The sequence below is a fragment of the Mesorhizobium sp. genome, from assembly GCF_965229135.1.
Taxonomy (GTDB): domain Bacteria; phylum Pseudomonadota; class Alphaproteobacteria; order Rhizobiales; family Rhizobiaceae; genus Mesorhizobium.
In genome coordinates, this window is record NZ_OZ245860.1 from 5,640,824 (window position 1) to 5,655,913 (window position 15,090).

Consider the following 15,090-nt stretch of genomic DNA (forward strand, 5'->3'; position numbering starts at 1 on the left):
CCCTTTGCGGAGGCTAGCTCCCTACACCGCGATCGGCGAGATATCTGGTGAGAATATCTAGGAACCGATCGATATCGGCCATGGTCGTGCGGTGGTTGACGATGGCGCAGCGCACCACCAATTCGCCGTCGAGGGTGGTCCATGAAGGCGCAGCCAGGCCGGATTCCTGCAGGTCAAGCACCAGGTTTCGGACAAACTCGGCGTTCGCCCCTCTAATGCCGAAACAGACGATGTTGAGGGCGACCGGTGCCTTCAGTTTGAATGCCGGGTGGCGTTCCAGGTGCTCGGCGAGATAGCGCGCGAGCATGCAGGTGTGTGCGATCGACTGTCCGATACGATCGGCTCCCAGCGCCTCGATCGTCATCCATGTCTTCAACGCCCGGAAGCCGCGCGACAGGTCCGGACCCAGGTCGCAGGGCCAGGTCTCGCCGGCGGCAAGCCCACGGTCCGCGCGCTGAAGATAGGCCGCGGGCTGCGCGAATGTTCGCTTCTGGGCATCGCCGTCCCGCACCAGCAGGAATCCGGCATCGTAGGGAACCTGGCCCCATTTGTGAAAGTCGAGCGCCACCGACGCCGACCGTTCAATGCCCTTGAACAGGTCGCGCAGGGAAGTCGACAACATGGCGAGAGCGCCGATCGCACCATCGACATGGAACCAGAGATTTTCCCGCGACGCGATGTCAGCGATATCGGCGAGCGGATCGATGGCCCCGGTGTTGACCGTGCCTGCGGTGCCGACGACGAGAAAGGGCAGTAACCCCTTGGCGAGGTCTTCCGCGATCATCGCGCGCAAAGCGCCGGGCAGCATCCGCCCGGCCGCATCGACCTCGACCAGTTGCAGATTCGCCGATCCGATGCCGGACAGCTGCATCGCCTGGGCAATGCAGGAATGGGCCTGGGCGGACGTATAGGCGACAAGCTGGCTTTCGCCGCGCAGGCCGGTATCCCGGACCGACTGGCCCAGCGCCTCGGTCCTGGCGATGGTGACGGCGACGAAGTTCGCCATCGAGGAGCCGGTGAGGAACAGGCCGCTGGCGCCGGCGGGGTAACCGAGGGCCTCACCCATCCAGCGCACGATCTGCTGTTCGACCACGATGCCGGCATGGTCGCGGCCGCCGCAGTTCATGTTCAGGCCGCTGGCCACGATTTCCGCCACCATCCCGATCGGCGTGCCGGCGCCATGCACCCAACCCATGAACAGCGGATGCAGATTGCCGGTCGCGAAGGGGATGATGTGCGTGCGCACGTCATCCAGCACGTCGCCCAGTTCGCGCGATCCGTTCGGCAACGGGCGGGTAAACCGCTGGCGGGTTTCATCGGCCGGCGCCTGCCATACCGGCCGCTGCCGGATCGTTTCGATGTGGGTGATCATGTCGTCGAGCAAGCCATGGGCGGTCTGGCGGAACTGATCCCAGTCCGCCGGATCGAGGCTGGGCTCGGCGAGATCGCCAGCAGCGGCGAATATCCCATTGGCGGAAAGTGACAATCAGGCACCTCTGAGGTGCTGAAGGGCCGCTGACAATCCGTCGAAGAAAACGTCCAGCCTGGCCCTGATCGGCTCCATCGCCTGAGGCAGGGACTGGCCTTCTGTCATGCGCGCCGAGACAGCGGCCACATCCGTCGCTGAGCCGGCAACGCGCAGGACCGCGCGCGATCCCAGACGCACGGCCTGGCCTATATGGCAGATGGGCCCCTGGCCGAGAGTGCGCATAAGCACCTGGATATTCTGGGAGTCCTCGAACGAGGCGAGGGAGCCCGAGGCCGTCGTGATCGTCAATGGGACGATCGCTCGCGAGCCGAGGTGGCCGCCATCATCATGCGGATGAAGCGAGACGCCCTTCATGTCCTCAATTCGAGAGCGCACCAGGCTGACAAATTCCTCCTTGATGAGGCGTTGCCGGGATTCGGCGATTGCGGCATAGCCCTCGAGATTGGCCAAGGCCGCGATCCAACGCAAACCCAGGCCCAGATTCAGTTCCGACGTGAACGCGAAGCTCGTCCGTTGGCGAAGGGCCGCCGGCCAGTCCTGTGCCGCGGTGTATTCCGCAAGGCCCTCCGGAATGCCGGCCCTTGTCGCAAACGCTTCAGCGAATGTGGAAGGGATGAGAAGCGCGCCCGAAAACGGAGGACCGGCGATGAATTTCGATCCGGTCATCGCCACCATGAAGCCGTCGGCGAGGTCCTTCCTCAGGCTGGAAATGGAGCCCCGTAACTGGCAGGCATCGACGATGATGTGCACGCGTCCGGGGGCGAGGGCGGCCATGTGGCGCGCGGCCGGGCGCGATACCGCCGGCAAACCCGTCTTCGACGTATCGAGCACATGAACGAGGACATCCCGGTCCCGCCTCAGTTCCCGCTCGACTGCCGCGATGACATCGGCATCGATTTCATGCTGAGACCGGGGCTCGCCCGTTTCATTGCGGATGGCAATCGTGCGCACTTCGATGCGGCCTGGCGACAGGCCCTCCAGCGGGGCTCCGGCTTCCACGGCGCCGCCGAGCGCGGTCAGATCGGAGTAATGACATCCGGCAGCCGCCCTTGGAACGCCATTTCCCGTTTCGTCGGGGGCCACAAGCACATTGGTCAGTGGGCGTTTCGAAAGGCCGGCAAACAGGCACAGCGCTATGAGCTCTGCATCCGTGCCAGAGGCGGCCAGCACGATTTCGGCATCGACGCAGCCAAGGCTGCGCGCAATTGCCTGGCGAATGTCGGCGAACCATTCATCGTAGGGGACAGGCGAGGGCGATTCCAGATCGATGAGCCGCCGCAATGCGATGCCCGCCGCCAGGAAGCCTTCGCCGGAAACGTTGCTCGCCGTTGTCGAGGAGAATGAAATCTCATCATCCGCCGGCGCTGCCAGCGTTCCATAGCGATTACGCCGCGTGACCGGATCCGGCCAGATGCGCCTGTCGCCACCCGTCCCGAGGAGTAATGAAACGGACGCCGGCGAATGGGAAAGGTGATCGCTTTGGCCGATTCGCGAGAAGCGGGCGTCCAGGGCCCGCAGGTTACCGCGCTGAACTGCGGGCATGATGGTTCTCCGTATCCAGGGCGGCAGCGAGGTGGTCCAGGTCAAAGCGGCTCATGAGCCGCCACCGCACCGGCCAGGGAGGAAATCTGGATGTCGTGGCTGATCAGCGGTTCGAGATCGGTCGCACGCTGCGTGAACTCCAGGCCGCACCGGTCGACATAGGCACGGTCGACGCGTTCGCAGAAACCGGGGTCGATGATTTTCTCGCCGTCCCAGAAGACGGCGTGCCCTGCATCGGGGACGGTCGGCGAGATGACGCCTATGATCGCGGGTTTGGCCCACAGCATGTAGATGCCGCTCAGAAGAACGAAGCCGCATTTGTTGGCGACGCCGCGCATGATGGAGTGGCTCATCGGGCCGCCGAGCGGGTACGCGGGGTCGCAGCCTCGCGCGACGTCCTGGATTTCGTCATAGGTTCGGCCGGTGAACATCGCCAGGGCGCAAACCAGGCAGTCGTCATGGGTCCTCTGGTAGACGGCTGGTTTTCCCGTATGGGCGCATTCGGTGGCCGGTGTTGGCAGCATCCGCGCGGCGCGCCGTACCAGCGCATGTTCGAAAGCCGCGAAGAGTTTGCGCATGGCACTCTTCTTGTAGGGAAAGATACTCTCCCAATCCATCGCATGGACGATCATCGCGACATCCGCCTCGAAGACGAGCAGTCGTCCGTCGGGAAGCTCGGCACAATCGATGGCGAAGTAGTCCAGTCCGAGCCGCCGATGAAGCGCATCGAATGAACGCGCGTGGCGCACCGCGAAGTCGCTGTCGAAGTTTGCCATCCACAACGCTTCCTCTGCGCGCCTGTCTTCATGCTGGGTCATTCCGGCGTTCAGGTAATGCACCATCCAATGCTCGGAAACCGCGAGATGGCTGGCATAGGTGCGCCCGTTGATGAATGCGATGCGCTGCTTGCGGAATTTGTGGTCCGTGCCGCTGTAGTCGATGAATGGCGTGACGTAGAATTCGCCTTCGTCGTGGGTGTTCAGGTATGTCGAAAGCTCCGCTCGTGTGGAGATTTTCTCCATCCCCTTGCCGGCATGCGTGCCAAGCGGACGAACAACTACCGGGAATGTGTTTGCCACGAGGATCGAGCCGACCTCCGTTTCTCCGCAAGCTAGTTTCTCGATCGCGGCTCGATCAACGCGCGCGGCGGGCGGGGCAAGTATCGAAGGCTCTTCCTTAAGAGCTTCCGCGACGCCATCCCTGGAAAGACCCACGATGAGGCGTGGCGCATTGTTCATTATGGGGCCGGCCCAACCGTGCAGCAGCCTTTCAAGGTTCTCCAACACGGCGAGATTTGCCGCCGACTCGCCGACGGCCACGAACGCTACATCATGTTCGGGAACGTCCTTCAGATCCGGCGTATCGGCATCGACATAATGGAGCAGGATGTTCGCGTCGGACTCCTCAAGCAGGAATTCGATCGGCGTGTTGGCCATGAAGTCGCCGGCGGTGACGAAGACAAGGACGTTGGGGCCGGTGCCGCGTCCGTTGCGTATCCGATATGTTCGACTGATCTCGAGTGCGGCTTTCTGGCTGAGCGCCGCCTTGTCTTGCTCGCCGATTGCATGAAGCAGGATCGATACATCCATGAATGCGGCAGCATCGGTGAGATCGGCGGAAACGCGCCCGAACAACCTGTCCCACAAAGGTGAGATATCTCGCCCCTCAAAGACGGCCCGCACGATGGGTGCCTTGCCCATGATCAGGTTGGTATCTTCAAATGTCTCGATTTGAGCTGCCGCGCTTTTCAAGCCGTCAAGCCTTCTGTCACGCGGTGGCTACGGCCGATTCGGCCTCCACGCCGCTTGCACGATGTGCGGTCCCACCTTGGCTCCCCGCGCTTGTGCGAGCCTTGTGGGTTCCGTGCATGGGCCGGAACAATCGTGCCTTACGGATCACAGAAGCTGCCGCACGAAGCGACTTCGCTTGCTTCGGGTCGCTTGGCGGGGGCGGAGGCGGAAGCCGCTTTTCCTATCCGCCGGCCTTCGTGCTCTTCTTCGCCCCGAACCTCAGCCCGTCCATCAGCAGCGAGACCAGGCGGCGCGAGCGGTCGCGCCAGTCCTTGGTGTCGGGCGACGAATAGATGCCCGACAGCGCATGCAGCACGTCGGAACTGTCGACGTCGCCTCGGATCGATCCGTCGGCGACAGCGGCGTCGACCAGTTGGCGCAAGGCCTGCGAGACGCGGCCAAACGTTTCGGACAGGAAGGTCGAGTTCGTGGTGATCAGGATGCGCAGGCTGGTCGACAGGCCGCGCTTGGTGGCGATGTAGTCGACGAAGCGCTGCATCCACTGTTCCAGCGCGACATCGGCCGGATGCTGGCGGGCGAGGTCGCCGGCGGCCGCGCAGACGGCCTCGACCTCGCGCCGGTAGACGACCTCGACCAGATGCTCGCGGGTCGGGAAATGCCGGTAGAGCGTACCGATGCCCACGCCCGCGCGCCGCGCGATCTCCTCCAGCGAGGCATCGACGCCGTGTTCGGCGAAGGCGGTCGCGGCGACCTCGATCAGCCTGTCTCGGTTGCGCCGGGCATCCGCGCGCAAGGTCTTGCCCGCGACGGCGCCGGCGTCGGACGGGTCCGTGGCCTTCTCGGCGGTCAGGGCGGATGGCTGCGCGGCCAATTTTCACTCCGTTACGAATTTTCCGCCCGACCCGCTTGAAACCGGGAGGCGGCGGTCTACCTATACATAAGCGGAGGCGCCTCCGTTTACATGAGCCTGCTTCTCAACAATAACGGGCCTGTCACCAATATAGTCCGGGGATCGCGTATGTCATGTCTTTCCAGACCGCAAGCCGCCACCGACGGCAAGAGATTGGTGAAGGCGCTTGCGAGCGTGATCTCCCCCCTCGAGGGGGAGATGCCCGTTAGGGCAGAGGGGGTCCTCTCGCGTGGAGCGCCAACCTCGTACGGCCCGAGGAGGTCGCATCCGGTCGAACCGACCCCCTCTGTCGCCTTTGGCGACATTTCCCCCTCGAGGAGGGAGATCACACTCTCCGACGTATGCGCCACCCTTGCCGTATCCTTCCCCGACACCAGTTCACCCCCCATCCGCGTCAAGCAAACTGGAGCCAGACGCCCATGACCAGCCTTCCCATTTCGCTTACCATCAACGGACACCGACACGAACTCGAGGTCGATCCGCGCGTAACCCTGCTCGACCTTCTGCGCGAGCGGCTCGAACTCACCGGCACCAAGAAGGGCTGCGACCGCGGCCAGTGCGGCGCCTGCACGGTGCTTGTCGACGGCAAGCGCATCAATTCCTGCCTGGCGCTGGCGGTCAGCCATGACGGCGCCGAGGTGCTGACCATCGAGGGCGTTGCCCACGGCCAGGAACTGCATCCGGTGCAGGCCGCCTTCATCGCCCATGATGGTTTCCAGTGCGGCTTCTGCACGCCGGGCCAGATCATGAGCACGCTCGGCCTCATCGACGAGGGGCAGGCCGGCGACGACCCCGAGCGCATCCGCGAGGGCATGAGCGGCAACATCTGCCGCTGCGCCGCCTATGGCGGCATCGTCGAGGCCGTGCTGGAGGCGCAGGAGAACCTGGCCAAGAAGGCTTCAGAAAAGATCGAGCGGAGGACCGCGGCATGAGAGACTTCAATTATATCCGGCCCGCCACCATCCCAGAGGCCATCGCCGCCGCGGCGGAGCCGGGTTCGGCCTATCTGGCCGGCGGCACCAACCTGCTCGATTTGATGAAGGGCGGCGTGACCAGTCCCGAACGCATCGTCGACATCACGCGGCTGCCGGAACTCAACCGCATCGAGCGGCTTGACGATGGCGGCTTGCGCATCGGCGCTTTGGTCCGCAATGCCGACCTCGCCCACGATGCGGACTTCGCCAAGGCCTATCCGTCGGTGGCGGAGGCGCTGCTGTCGGGCGCGTCGGCGCAGCTTCGCAATGCCGCCACCGTTGGCGGCAATCTCCTGCAGCGCACCCGCTGCAGCTATTTCTACGACACCGCCAGCGCCTGCAACAGGCGCGAACCTGGTTCAGGCTGCGACGCGCTGGGCGGCGAGAACCGCCTGCACGCCGTGCTCGGCTGGAGCGATGCCTGCATCGCCACCCATCCGTCGGATTTCTGCGTGCCGCTGGTGGCGCTCGATGCCGTGGTCGAGATCGAAGGCAAGGAGGGCCGCCGCCATGTGACGCTGGAGGAATTTCACCGGCTTCCCGGCGAGACGCCGCAGCGGGAAAACACGCTGGAGCCCGGTGACCTCATCGTCGCCGTGCGACTGCCGGCGGAAGCCGCCTCCTTCGCCGGCAATGCCCGCTACCTGAAGGTACGCGAGCGCACTTCCTATGCCTTCGCAGTCGTCTCGGCGGCCGCCGCGCTCATTGTCGAAGGCGGCAAGATCCGTCAGGCGCGCCTTGCGCTTGGCGGCGTCGCGGCCAAGCCGTGGCGGGCGCGTTCGGCCGAGGCCATCCTGCTTGGCGCGGAGGCGAACGCCGAGACCTTCGCCAGCGCCGCAGATGCCGCGTTGGCGGATGCCAGTCCTTCCGGCGACAATGCGTTCAAGATCGAGCTTGCCCGCCGCATCGTGGTCAGAGCGCTGACGTCGGCCCATTCGGGAACGCCCGAGCGGCTGCCCGCGCTGCCTGCCTCTCCCTTTTCCTCCCTTCCCGGAGTGCATCATGACGCTTGAACTCAGCCTCAACCAGCAACCCGCGCACACCCGCCAGGGCTCCAGCATCGGCCAACCGCTGACCCGCCGCGACGGCTTCCTGAAGGTCACCGGTTCGGCCCGCTACGCCGCCGACAACCATCCGCCCGGCATGCTCTACGCGGTGCTGGCGGTCAGCAGCATCGCGCGCGGCCGGGTCGCTTCGCTCGATGTCGAGGCGGCCAAGGCGCATCCCGGCGTGGTCGAGGTGATGACGCCCAAGAACCGCCCGGCGCTTGCCGTCGATCCCGATGCCAAGGACCATCCCTTCATGTTCCGGATGGAACTGCTGCAGAACGATGGGGTCCGCTACCCCAACCAGTCGATCGCCGTGGTGATCGCCGAGACGCTGGAGGCGGCGACCGAAGGGGCGGCGCTTTTGTCGCCGCGCTATGAAGCGCTGCCGGCGCGCGTCGGTCTCGATGGCGCCGAAAGCTTCGTGCCGGCCGGTGTCGGCGTCGGCAATCCCGCCGTCCATCACAAGGGCGATGTCGAGGCCGGAATGAAGTCCGCTGCCACGCGCATCGAAGCCACCTACGAGACCCCGGCCCAGTATCACAATGCCTTGGAGCCGCATGCCATCGTCGCCGCCTGGGACGGCGACACTCTGTCGATCGACACGCCGAGCCAGGGCCTTGCCATGGCGCAGGGCCGCATCGCGGGGCTGTTCGGCATCGCGCCGGAAAACATCCACATCCGCAGCCCGTTCCTGGGCGGCGGCTTTGGTTCCAAGGGCATGATTTCCGGCCCTCAGGTGCTGGGTATACTGGCGGCGCGCCTCGTTGGCCGCCCGGTCAAGCTGGTGCTGCGGCGCGAGCAGATGTACGGGCCGGTCGGCCACCGCGCGCCGACCCGCCAGACCTTGCGCATGGGCATGGACGCCGAGGGGCGGCTGACGGCCATCGACCATCACGCCAGGACCACATCGAGCACCTTCGACGACTTCTTCGAGCCGGCGGCGGACGCATCGCACACGCTCTACGCCAGCCCGGCCATCACCACTTCGCACGACGCCGTGCGGCTCGACACCGGCACGCCGCTGTTCATGCGGGCGCCCGGCGAAGCCACCGGGTCGATCGCGCTGGAGAGCGCCATCGACGAGGCGGCGCACGCCTGCGGCATGGACCCGCTGGAGTTCCGGCTGCGCAACTATGCCGAGGTCGAGCCGATGACCGGCAAGCCGTTCTCCTCCAAGGCGCTGCGCGAATGCTACGCACAGGGCGCGGTGCGGTTCGGCTGGATGGGTCGGCCGCTCGAGCCGCGCCGGATGCGCGACGAGGATGGCTTCCTCACCGGCTGGGGCATGGGCACGGCGACATTCCCGGCGCTGATGTTCCAGGCCGAGGCGCGCGCGGTGCTGCGGGCCGACGGCAGCGGCCTGATGGAAACCGGCGCGCAGGACATGGGACAGGGCGCCTGGACCGCCTTCGCGCAGATCGCCGCCGACGGGCTCGGCCTCGACATTGACGACGTCGATTTCCGGGCCGGCAGTTCCGACCTGCCCAATGCCGGCATTGCCGGCGGCTCCGGCCACACGGCGACAGCGGGCATGGCGATCCACAATGCGGGTGCCGCCGTCATCGCCAAGCTCGCCGATCTCGCTACCGGCAACGAGGCCTCGCCGCTGTTTGGCGCCGGCAATGAGGGCGTTTTGGCGCGCAATGGCCGGCTCTATCGCCGCGACGACGAGAGCCGCAGCGAAAGCTATGGCGAGATCCTGGCCCGCGCCGGCCTCAAGGAGGTCGAGGCCCGGGGCAAGAGCGGCTCCGATCCCGCCGCGCAGGAAGCCTATGCCATGCATGCGCATGGGGCGGTCTTCGCCGAGGTGAAGGTCGATCCCGATTTCGGCCAGATCCGCGTTACCCGACTGGTCGGCGCCTTCGCCGCCGGTCGGATCGTCAACCCGCGCATGGTGCGCAGCCAGTATTTCGGCGGCATGATCTGGGGCGTTTCCTTCGCCCTGCACGAGGAGGCCATCACCGACCGGCGTTCGGGCCGGATCCAGAACGCCAATCTCGCCGAATACCATGTGCCGGTGAACGCGGACGTGCCTTCGGTGGAGGCGCTGCTGATCGAGGAGCACGACCCCTACGTCAACGCACTCGGCATCAAGGGCGTCGGCGAGATCGGCATTACCGGCACCGCCGGCGCCATCGCCAACGCGGTCTGGCACGCCACCGGCGCGCGCCCCCGGCGCTTTCCGATCCGCATCGAGGATGTGATGGGTTGAGGAGCGGACGCAAAGCCCTGGCTTTCCGAGCGAACGCCCGAACGGCAGCCGCTTGCGCGTCAGGTGTCCTCACTCACCTTGCCATCGTTGGAAGCCCGCCTTTCGAGGCGGGTTTTCTTTAGGGGCCTCGATCGACATCACTGATGGTGCTCGTGCTTGGCCGGCTCGTAGAGATAGATGATTTGCGGAGGGTTTCCGGGCACCGGAAGCTGCCAGGCTTTCGCCTTGAGCCTGCCGCCGTCATTGCTCTCCTTGAGGTTGTGCTTCAGGGCCTTCTTTGCCGCGGCAACCGCAGTGGCGGCCTCGACCTCGATCGGCTCGCCCGATGCTCCCATCAGTGTCATTTCCTCCACGAACCATTTAGCCAAGTCAGGTCTCCAGTCACGTTACGGGATCATCCGCACGTCAGGTAACCACCAACATTTCCGGCCGGCAAGGTCCAGAAGCGGCTTGCCCGACTGGGTTGCCCTGTCGGGATTATTGTTCGTAAGTGTATGAGGCGCACATCTCGTCATCACTCGACGGTGCGTCCTCGCCGGTGAACACGGCAATGACCGAGCCGCTTTCTCCTGAAGCCCAGCTCGCTATGAATGTCACGGGACCGGCACCGCACAGGCGGTTGCCATTTTCGAGCTGGGGGTCGCGCGGCCGGCCGACGCGATAGACGGAAGCTGGAACATCCTCGCCACCGACACTGAAATGGTCGTCGACGAGTTCGGCGAATTTGAGCGTTTCGCCATTCGCGAATGTTATGCCGAAATCATCGAACTGGATGTCACCGGTCACGCTCATGGCCGTGCCGCTGACCGCCGTATACGAATCCTCATCGGTGTAGGCCGCGGCAACACCGACAGGCGCGGCGGACACGATCGCGGCCAGCAGGCCGATCCGGACAAGGCTCATCTTTCCCCCAAGCGCGAAACTGGAATCGTGCCCGCGAAGCTCTACAGCAGTTCATCGTTTCGCGGAAACGCCGAACCGCGCCATCTCGTTGTTTTGACGCAATTCCTAGGAAAGCGCCGCGCGCTTCCCGGAAAAACCGTTTCATTCTATTCCTGGAATTGCTCTGGATGCGATTGATGGTCGAGACAATGGTTTCGGCAGGCCGCGAGCGCGATGGGCTCCAGCGACTGCCGGCCAGAAAGCGTTACTGCCGGGCGCCCGAGAACGATGGCTTTACGAATTTGCCGGTCCCGTGGGCATCGCCGCTCACAGCGACGGGCTGTGCGGCGCCTGGGGTTGCGGCGTTGCCGGAACCAATGCTGCTCAGCGGTTCCGGAGCGGGCTTGCCTTCCTGTTCCTTGAAATAAAGGGAAGGATCGATGGTCTGGTTTTCACTGTCTCCAAAAAAGACAAAGGACGGCCATTTGCCGTCGGCCTTCGATTGGGCGCCGAACGCGGGAAAGCAGGCGCCGCAGAGCGCCGCCAGGACGAGAAGGGATTTTCGCATGTTAGCTGTCGCTTTCATAACAAGGCGACTGATAGCAAGCATTGATCGCCGATGCGTTAATCGGCATCCGAACAATTTAATGATCGCCGGCCCCCTGGAGCCGCACCGGGAGATTGGCCGTCATCAACTTCGCGCGACAAGCGCCGGCTTTGACGGCCAGCCAGCCCGTCACCATATGACATCAGCCAGATGACGATTGTCCTCCAAGAGGCGCAGTCATGTTCGTTTCCATGGATTGCCGGCCAACGGCCCCAGCGACGGGGCCGATTGACGCCCTTTGCGACACTTGCCGCGGCATTGCGCGACCAGGAGAGGTCGCACCAACGGAGAGACGATCATGAACCCGATCACCCTGTTCCTCACCAGCGTCTTTGGCCTCCTGGGCATTGGCCTCGGCGTCACGACGAGCCCGTGGCTCGGCGCGCCCTTCATCATCATCGCGCTGCTCATCTTCGCCTCGCTGAAGATGGCCAACACCTGGCAGAAATTCGTCGTCCTGCGCGCCGGCAACCTGCAGGGCGTCAGGGGCCCCGGGCTGTTCCTGATCATTCCGGTCATCGACAATGTGGTGGCCGTGATCGACGAGCGGATCCAGACCACGGCCTTCAACGCCGAGCAGGCGCTGACCAAGGACACGGTGCCGGTCAATGTCGACGCGATCATCTTCTGGCACGTCCATGACGCGCGCCAGGCGGCGCTCGAGATCACCAATTACCGTGAAGCGATCGACCGTGTCGCCCAGACATCGCTGCGCGAGATGATCGGCTCCTCGATGCTGTCGTCGCTGTTGTCCGACCGCAAGGCGGCCGACGAGCATCTGCGCGATGTCATCGGCCTCAAGACCACCCAGTGGGGCGTCACGGTGATGTCGGTCGAGATTCGTGACGTGGCCATTCCCGTTGCGCTGCAGGATGCGATGTCGCGCCAGGCGCAGGCCGAACGCGAGAAACAGGCGCGCGTCATCCTCGGTTCCGCCGAAGCGGAGGTCGCCGGCAAGTTCGTCGAGGCAGCCACCATCTATGCCGGCAATCCGGCGGCGCTGCAGCTGCGCGCCATGAACATCATCTACGAGACGACGAAGGAACGCGGCGCCACGATTCTCATCCCCACCGCCATGGTCGACAGCCTGAACCCGGCCGGCGCCCTGGTGCGCGCGGGCCAAGCGGCGGCGCTGAAAGGTACTGCGTAGGGGCCGAAGCGACATGTCCCTTCGCACGGAAGCTGTTCAGGCGCAAACTCACGTCGAGGACTGTTCAACCAGTTTCAACTGGTCGGGTTTGAAGCCGACATGCTGCGGGGTCCAGATGTCACCCTCGCGGTTGAACCAGTGGCATAGATACGAGCCCGACGCGGAACCGTCGCTGACGGTCATCTCCGGACCTCCCGATTTCAGCTTGACGACGTCACCTGTCTTGAAAGTGCCGGCCATGATGGTTCCTCCCGACGTTTGACAACGGCCGATGGTAATCCCCGATGGCGCTCTCGGACAAGCAGCAAGTATGCGGCAGTCGATATCATTCCAGTGGCCAAGATCCGCGCTGGTTCGGCACCTGATTACATTGAAGGGCGCGTCGCGCTTGCTGTGCGCGGACGCTGCTGTTCGCAACGGGGGGCAGGAAGTATTAGCTTTCGATTGAATAAGTCCAAAAGCGCGTCGCGGTCGACGGGGCGACGCGCTTGAGGGGTGTGGTCTGTGCATGCATCGCCCAAGGCCGGCCAGCGCCTTTGGGCGACAGGCATCAGTTGCAGTCCGACGTCACGATCTTGCAGCCATCGTCATTGCAGCCCGCCATCGCCTGGTCCTCGGCGGTCTTCTGGGTGGTGGACTTGCCCCAGCCGCCGCCCTTCTTGCTGGCCGCATAGGCGCCGCATTGCGGGTAGGTGACGACGGTCTTGCATTCGGCGCCGCCGGCTTCCGCGCAGAATTTCTGGGCGTTGGCGGTTGCCTCGTCCTCGCTGCCGCCGCCGCCGACACCGAAATAGGGTTCGGTTTCCGCCGTCTTCAAGTCGATGGAGATGGCCCCCCAGGAATCCGCGCTGGCGGAGACAGCGACAAACAGCAGGCCGCCGAATGCCAGGAGGGTCAGGGCTGCCGTGGTGCGGGTTCGAGTGAACATCTGTTTTTCAGTCTCGCTTGCTGCAGGGGATTTGCCGTGCTCTGCCACGGGGCGCCGAGTCCCACAAGGAACAAACGCAGCCGTGTATCCCGCGAGTTTGCCACGACCGTTCACGCCTGCCGCGCGGGGACCCTGCATCTATCCAAACAGCCTGCCGAGCTTTGCCGTGGCGATACGCAGGTCGTCGTCTGAAAAGCCGGAGAAACCCAGCACCAGGCCATGCCGCGCGGGGCCGTCGACGAACATCGACGACAGGGCGCGTGCGCCGACGCCGACTGCGATGGCGGCTTCGGCAAGGCTGGTGTCCGCAAACCTGCTGTCCGCTCCGGCTTGCTTCAATGTCGCCACCAGATGCAGGCCCTGCTCGGGCACGATCACGTCGAGATGGTCCGCGCAATGCGCCTCGAGACCGGCGACCAGCACGTCGCGCGCGGCCTGGACACGCCGGCGCACCCGGCGCAGATGCGCGGCGAAATGACCCTCGTTGAGGAGGTCGGTCAGCGCGCCCTCGGCCAGTGTCGAAGGGAAGCGGTCGGAGCGCGCCCTGACCGCCATGACGTCATCGAGCAGCGCTTCGGGCACCACGACATAGCCAATGCGCAATCCGGGAAAGAGGATTTTCGAGAACGTGCCGAGATAGGCGACGCGGCCCGTGCCATCCATGCCTTGCAAGGAGGTGAGCGGCGGGCGGCCATAGCGGAACTCGCTGTCGTAATCGTCCTCGAAGATCCAGGCATCGTTACGCCTCGCCCAGTCGAGCAGTGCGAGACGGCGGCGCATCGTCATGGTCACGCCGAGCGGATATTGATGCGAGGGCGTGACATAGGCGGCGCGGGCGCCGGGGCAGAGCCTTTCGCCGAGATCCGGATCGAGCCCTTCGGCATCCACGGGCACGCCGACCACCCTGGCGCCGGTGCCTGCGAGCACCGCATGCGCCATCGGATAGCACGGGTTTTCGATCCACACGGCATCCTCGCGCCCGATGGCGGCGCGGGCCAGGAGGTCCAGCCCCTGTTGCGTGCCGGAGGTCAGCACGATCTGGCTGGGATTACAGCGCACGCCGCGCGCGGTCCGCAGATAGGCGGCGATCGCAGTACGCATTTCCAGCCCGCCGCGCGGATCGCCGTAACGAAAATGCTCGGGGCCGGGGCGGGCGAGGTGGCGCGACAAGCGGATGCGGAACAGGCTGAGCGTGCGCGGGTCCGACACGGCGACACCTAGACCGCAGGGCAGGGACGTCGAGACGTCGATATCGTCGGCGCGCTCCCGCTTCAGCGTCGCCGGCAGATGCGGCACGTCGGCCGCGACGAAGGTTCCGGCACCGACCTTGGCGACGGCAAATCCCTCGGCGATCAGCATTTCGAAACAGGCAACCGCCGCCGAACGCGACAGGCCGAAACGCTGGGCAAGGTCGCGCGTCGTCGGTAGCTTGGCGCCCGCGGCCAGCGCGCCGGTCTCGATAAGGCGCCTGAGTGCCGCGTAAAGCTCGTGGCTGCGCGGGCCTTCGCCCGGCAAGACGGGGATCAGCGTCGACCAGTCCGGGAGATTGGTCTGAATTTTATCCATATGATTGGTTCTTTTTCGGACCAATTTTCC

General features: G+C 64.9%; 14 protein-coding genes. 4 read left to right on the top strand and 10 right to left on the bottom strand.

The genetic code is table 11. From position 1 onward, the window contains the following. Positions 1-13: 13 nt before the first annotated feature. The 4 genes from ACO07C_RS27185 to ACO07C_RS27200 form a co-directional block, all read right to left on the bottom strand. Positions 14-1,486, bottom strand: a complete 1,473-nt coding sequence (locus ACO07C_RS27185) for a pyridoxal phosphate-dependent decarboxylase family protein (protein WP_421917265.1) — start codon at positions 1,484-1,486, stop codon at positions 14-16. Then, positions 1,487-3,031 (bottom strand): hypothetical protein, encoded by a 1,545-nt coding sequence (locus ACO07C_RS27190; RefSeq protein ID WP_421917266.1) that lies wholly within the window; start codon positions 3,029-3,031, stop codon positions 1,487-1,489. 41 nt (positions 3,032-3,072) lie between these two features. Then, on the bottom strand, positions 3,073-4,731 hold the full coding sequence (locus ACO07C_RS27195) for an ATP-grasp domain-containing protein (RefSeq protein ID WP_421917268.1): 1,659 nt from the start codon (positions 4,729-4,731) through the stop codon (positions 3,073-3,075). Positions 4,732-5,002: 271 nt separating this feature from the next. Next, entirely contained in the window at positions 5,003-5,653 is a 651-nt protein-coding gene (locus ACO07C_RS27200) for a TetR/AcrR family transcriptional regulator (RefSeq protein ID WP_421917269.1), read from the bottom strand. A 458-nt stretch (positions 5,654-6,111) separates the two neighbouring features. On the opposite strand from ACO07C_RS27200, the gene ACO07C_RS27205 reads away from it, so the two are divergent. From ACO07C_RS27205 to ACO07C_RS27215, 3 genes are read left to right on the top strand one after another with little or no spacing between them, the layout of a single operon-like run. Beyond that, a complete protein-coding gene (locus tag ACO07C_RS27205) occupies positions 6,112-6,624 on the top strand; it encodes a (2Fe-2S)-binding protein (protein WP_421917271.1) in 513 nt (170 codons plus the stop codon). Beyond that, positions 6,621-7,679: an FAD binding domain-containing protein gene (locus tag ACO07C_RS27210; protein WP_421917272.1), complete on the top strand. Its 1,059-nt coding sequence runs from the start codon at positions 6,621-6,623 to the stop codon at positions 7,677-7,679. Before ACO07C_RS27205 ends, ACO07C_RS27210 begins: the two co-directional genes overlap by 4 nt. After that, positions 7,669-9,927, top strand: coding sequence for a xanthine dehydrogenase family protein molybdopterin-binding subunit (locus tag ACO07C_RS27215; protein ID WP_421917274.1), 2,259 nt, complete (start codon positions 7,669-7,671; stop codon positions 9,925-9,927). The genes ACO07C_RS27210 and ACO07C_RS27215 overlap by 11 nt, the downstream gene beginning before the upstream one ends. Positions 9,928-10,064: 137 nt before the next feature. On the opposite strand, the gene ACO07C_RS27220 is transcribed toward ACO07C_RS27215, so the two are convergent. The 3 genes from ACO07C_RS27220 to ACO07C_RS27230 form a co-directional block, all read right to left on the bottom strand. After that, positions 10,065-10,295, bottom strand: a complete 231-nt coding sequence (locus tag ACO07C_RS27220) for a hypothetical protein (protein WP_421917276.1) — start codon at positions 10,293-10,295, stop codon at positions 10,065-10,067. A 109-nt stretch (positions 10,296-10,404) separates the two neighbouring features. Next, complete coding sequence (locus ACO07C_RS27225) at positions 10,405-10,830, bottom strand: hypothetical protein (protein ID WP_421917277.1); 426 nt, start codon at positions 10,828-10,830, stop codon at positions 10,405-10,407. 244 nt (positions 10,831-11,074) lie between these two features. Continuing rightward, on the bottom strand, positions 11,075-11,419 hold the full coding sequence (locus tag ACO07C_RS27230; RefSeq protein WP_421917278.1) for a hypothetical protein: 345 nt from the start codon (positions 11,417-11,419) through the stop codon (positions 11,075-11,077). A 295-nt stretch (positions 11,420-11,714) separates the two neighbouring features. Between ACO07C_RS27230 and ACO07C_RS27235 the strand changes: the two genes are divergently transcribed. Then, positions 11,715-12,566, top strand: a complete 852-nt coding sequence (locus ACO07C_RS27235; protein ID WP_421917279.1) for an SPFH domain-containing protein — start codon at positions 11,715-11,717, stop codon at positions 12,564-12,566. Positions 12,567-12,614: 48 nt separating this feature from the next. Here the strand turns inward: ACO07C_RS27235 and ACO07C_RS27240 are convergent, their stop codons facing one another. From ACO07C_RS27240 to ACO07C_RS27250, 3 genes are all read right to left on the bottom strand, one after another. After that, positions 12,615-12,806 carry a YodC family protein gene (locus tag ACO07C_RS27240; RefSeq protein WP_421917280.1) on the bottom strand — a complete coding sequence of 64 codons (192 nt, stop codon included), beginning with the start codon at positions 12,804-12,806 and terminating at the stop codon, positions 12,615-12,617. 310 nt (positions 12,807-13,116) lie between these two features. Further along, positions 13,117-13,494, bottom strand: a complete 378-nt coding sequence (locus ACO07C_RS27245) for a DUF4189 domain-containing protein (protein WP_421917282.1) — start codon at positions 13,492-13,494, stop codon at positions 13,117-13,119. A gap of 138 nt (positions 13,495-13,632) precedes the next feature. Then, positions 13,633-15,060 (bottom strand): PLP-dependent aminotransferase family protein, encoded by a 1,428-nt coding sequence (locus ACO07C_RS27250; RefSeq protein WP_421917284.1) that lies wholly within the window; start codon positions 15,058-15,060, stop codon positions 13,633-13,635. Positions 15,061-15,090: the final 30 nt, after the last annotated feature.

What these genes read in the sequence shown, in the direction of transcription:
- ACO07C_RS27235 (WP_421917279.1), top strand. Translation starts at nt 11,715, where the DNA reads ATGAACCCGATCACCCTGTTCCTCACCAGCGTCTTTGGCCTCCTGGGC.
- ACO07C_RS27240 (WP_421917280.1), bottom strand. Translation starts at nt 12,806, where the DNA reads ATGGCCGGCACTTTCAAGACAGGTGACGTCGTCAAGCTGAAATCGGGA.
- ACO07C_RS27190 (WP_421917266.1), bottom strand. Translation starts at nt 3,031, where the DNA reads ATGCCCGCAGTTCAGCGCGGTAACCTGCGGGCCCTGGACGCCCGCTTC.
- ACO07C_RS27230 (WP_421917278.1), bottom strand. Translation starts at nt 11,419, where the DNA reads ATGCTTGCTATCAGTCGCCTTGTTATGAAAGCGACAGCTAACATGCGA.
- ACO07C_RS27250 (WP_421917284.1), bottom strand. Translation starts at nt 15,060, where the DNA reads ATGGATAAAATTCAGACCAATCTCCCGGACTGGTCGACGCTGATCCCC.
- ACO07C_RS27215 (WP_421917274.1), top strand. Translation starts at nt 7,669, where the DNA reads ATGACGCTTGAACTCAGCCTCAACCAGCAACCCGCGCACACCCGCCAG.
- ACO07C_RS27205 (WP_421917271.1), top strand. Translation starts at nt 6,112, where the DNA reads ATGACCAGCCTTCCCATTTCGCTTACCATCAACGGACACCGACACGAA.
- ACO07C_RS27210 (WP_421917272.1), top strand. Translation starts at nt 6,621, where the DNA reads ATGAGAGACTTCAATTATATCCGGCCCGCCACCATCCCAGAGGCCATC.
- ACO07C_RS27245 (WP_421917282.1), bottom strand. Translation starts at nt 13,494, where the DNA reads ATGTTCACTCGAACCCGCACCACGGCAGCCCTGACCCTCCTGGCATTC.
- ACO07C_RS27195 (WP_421917268.1), bottom strand. Translation starts at nt 4,731, where the DNA reads ATGGGCAAGGCACCCATCGTGCGGGCCGTCTTTGAGGGGCGAGATATC.
- ACO07C_RS27225 (WP_421917277.1), bottom strand. Translation starts at nt 10,830, where the DNA reads ATGAGCCTTGTCCGGATCGGCCTGCTGGCCGCGATCGTGTCCGCCGCG.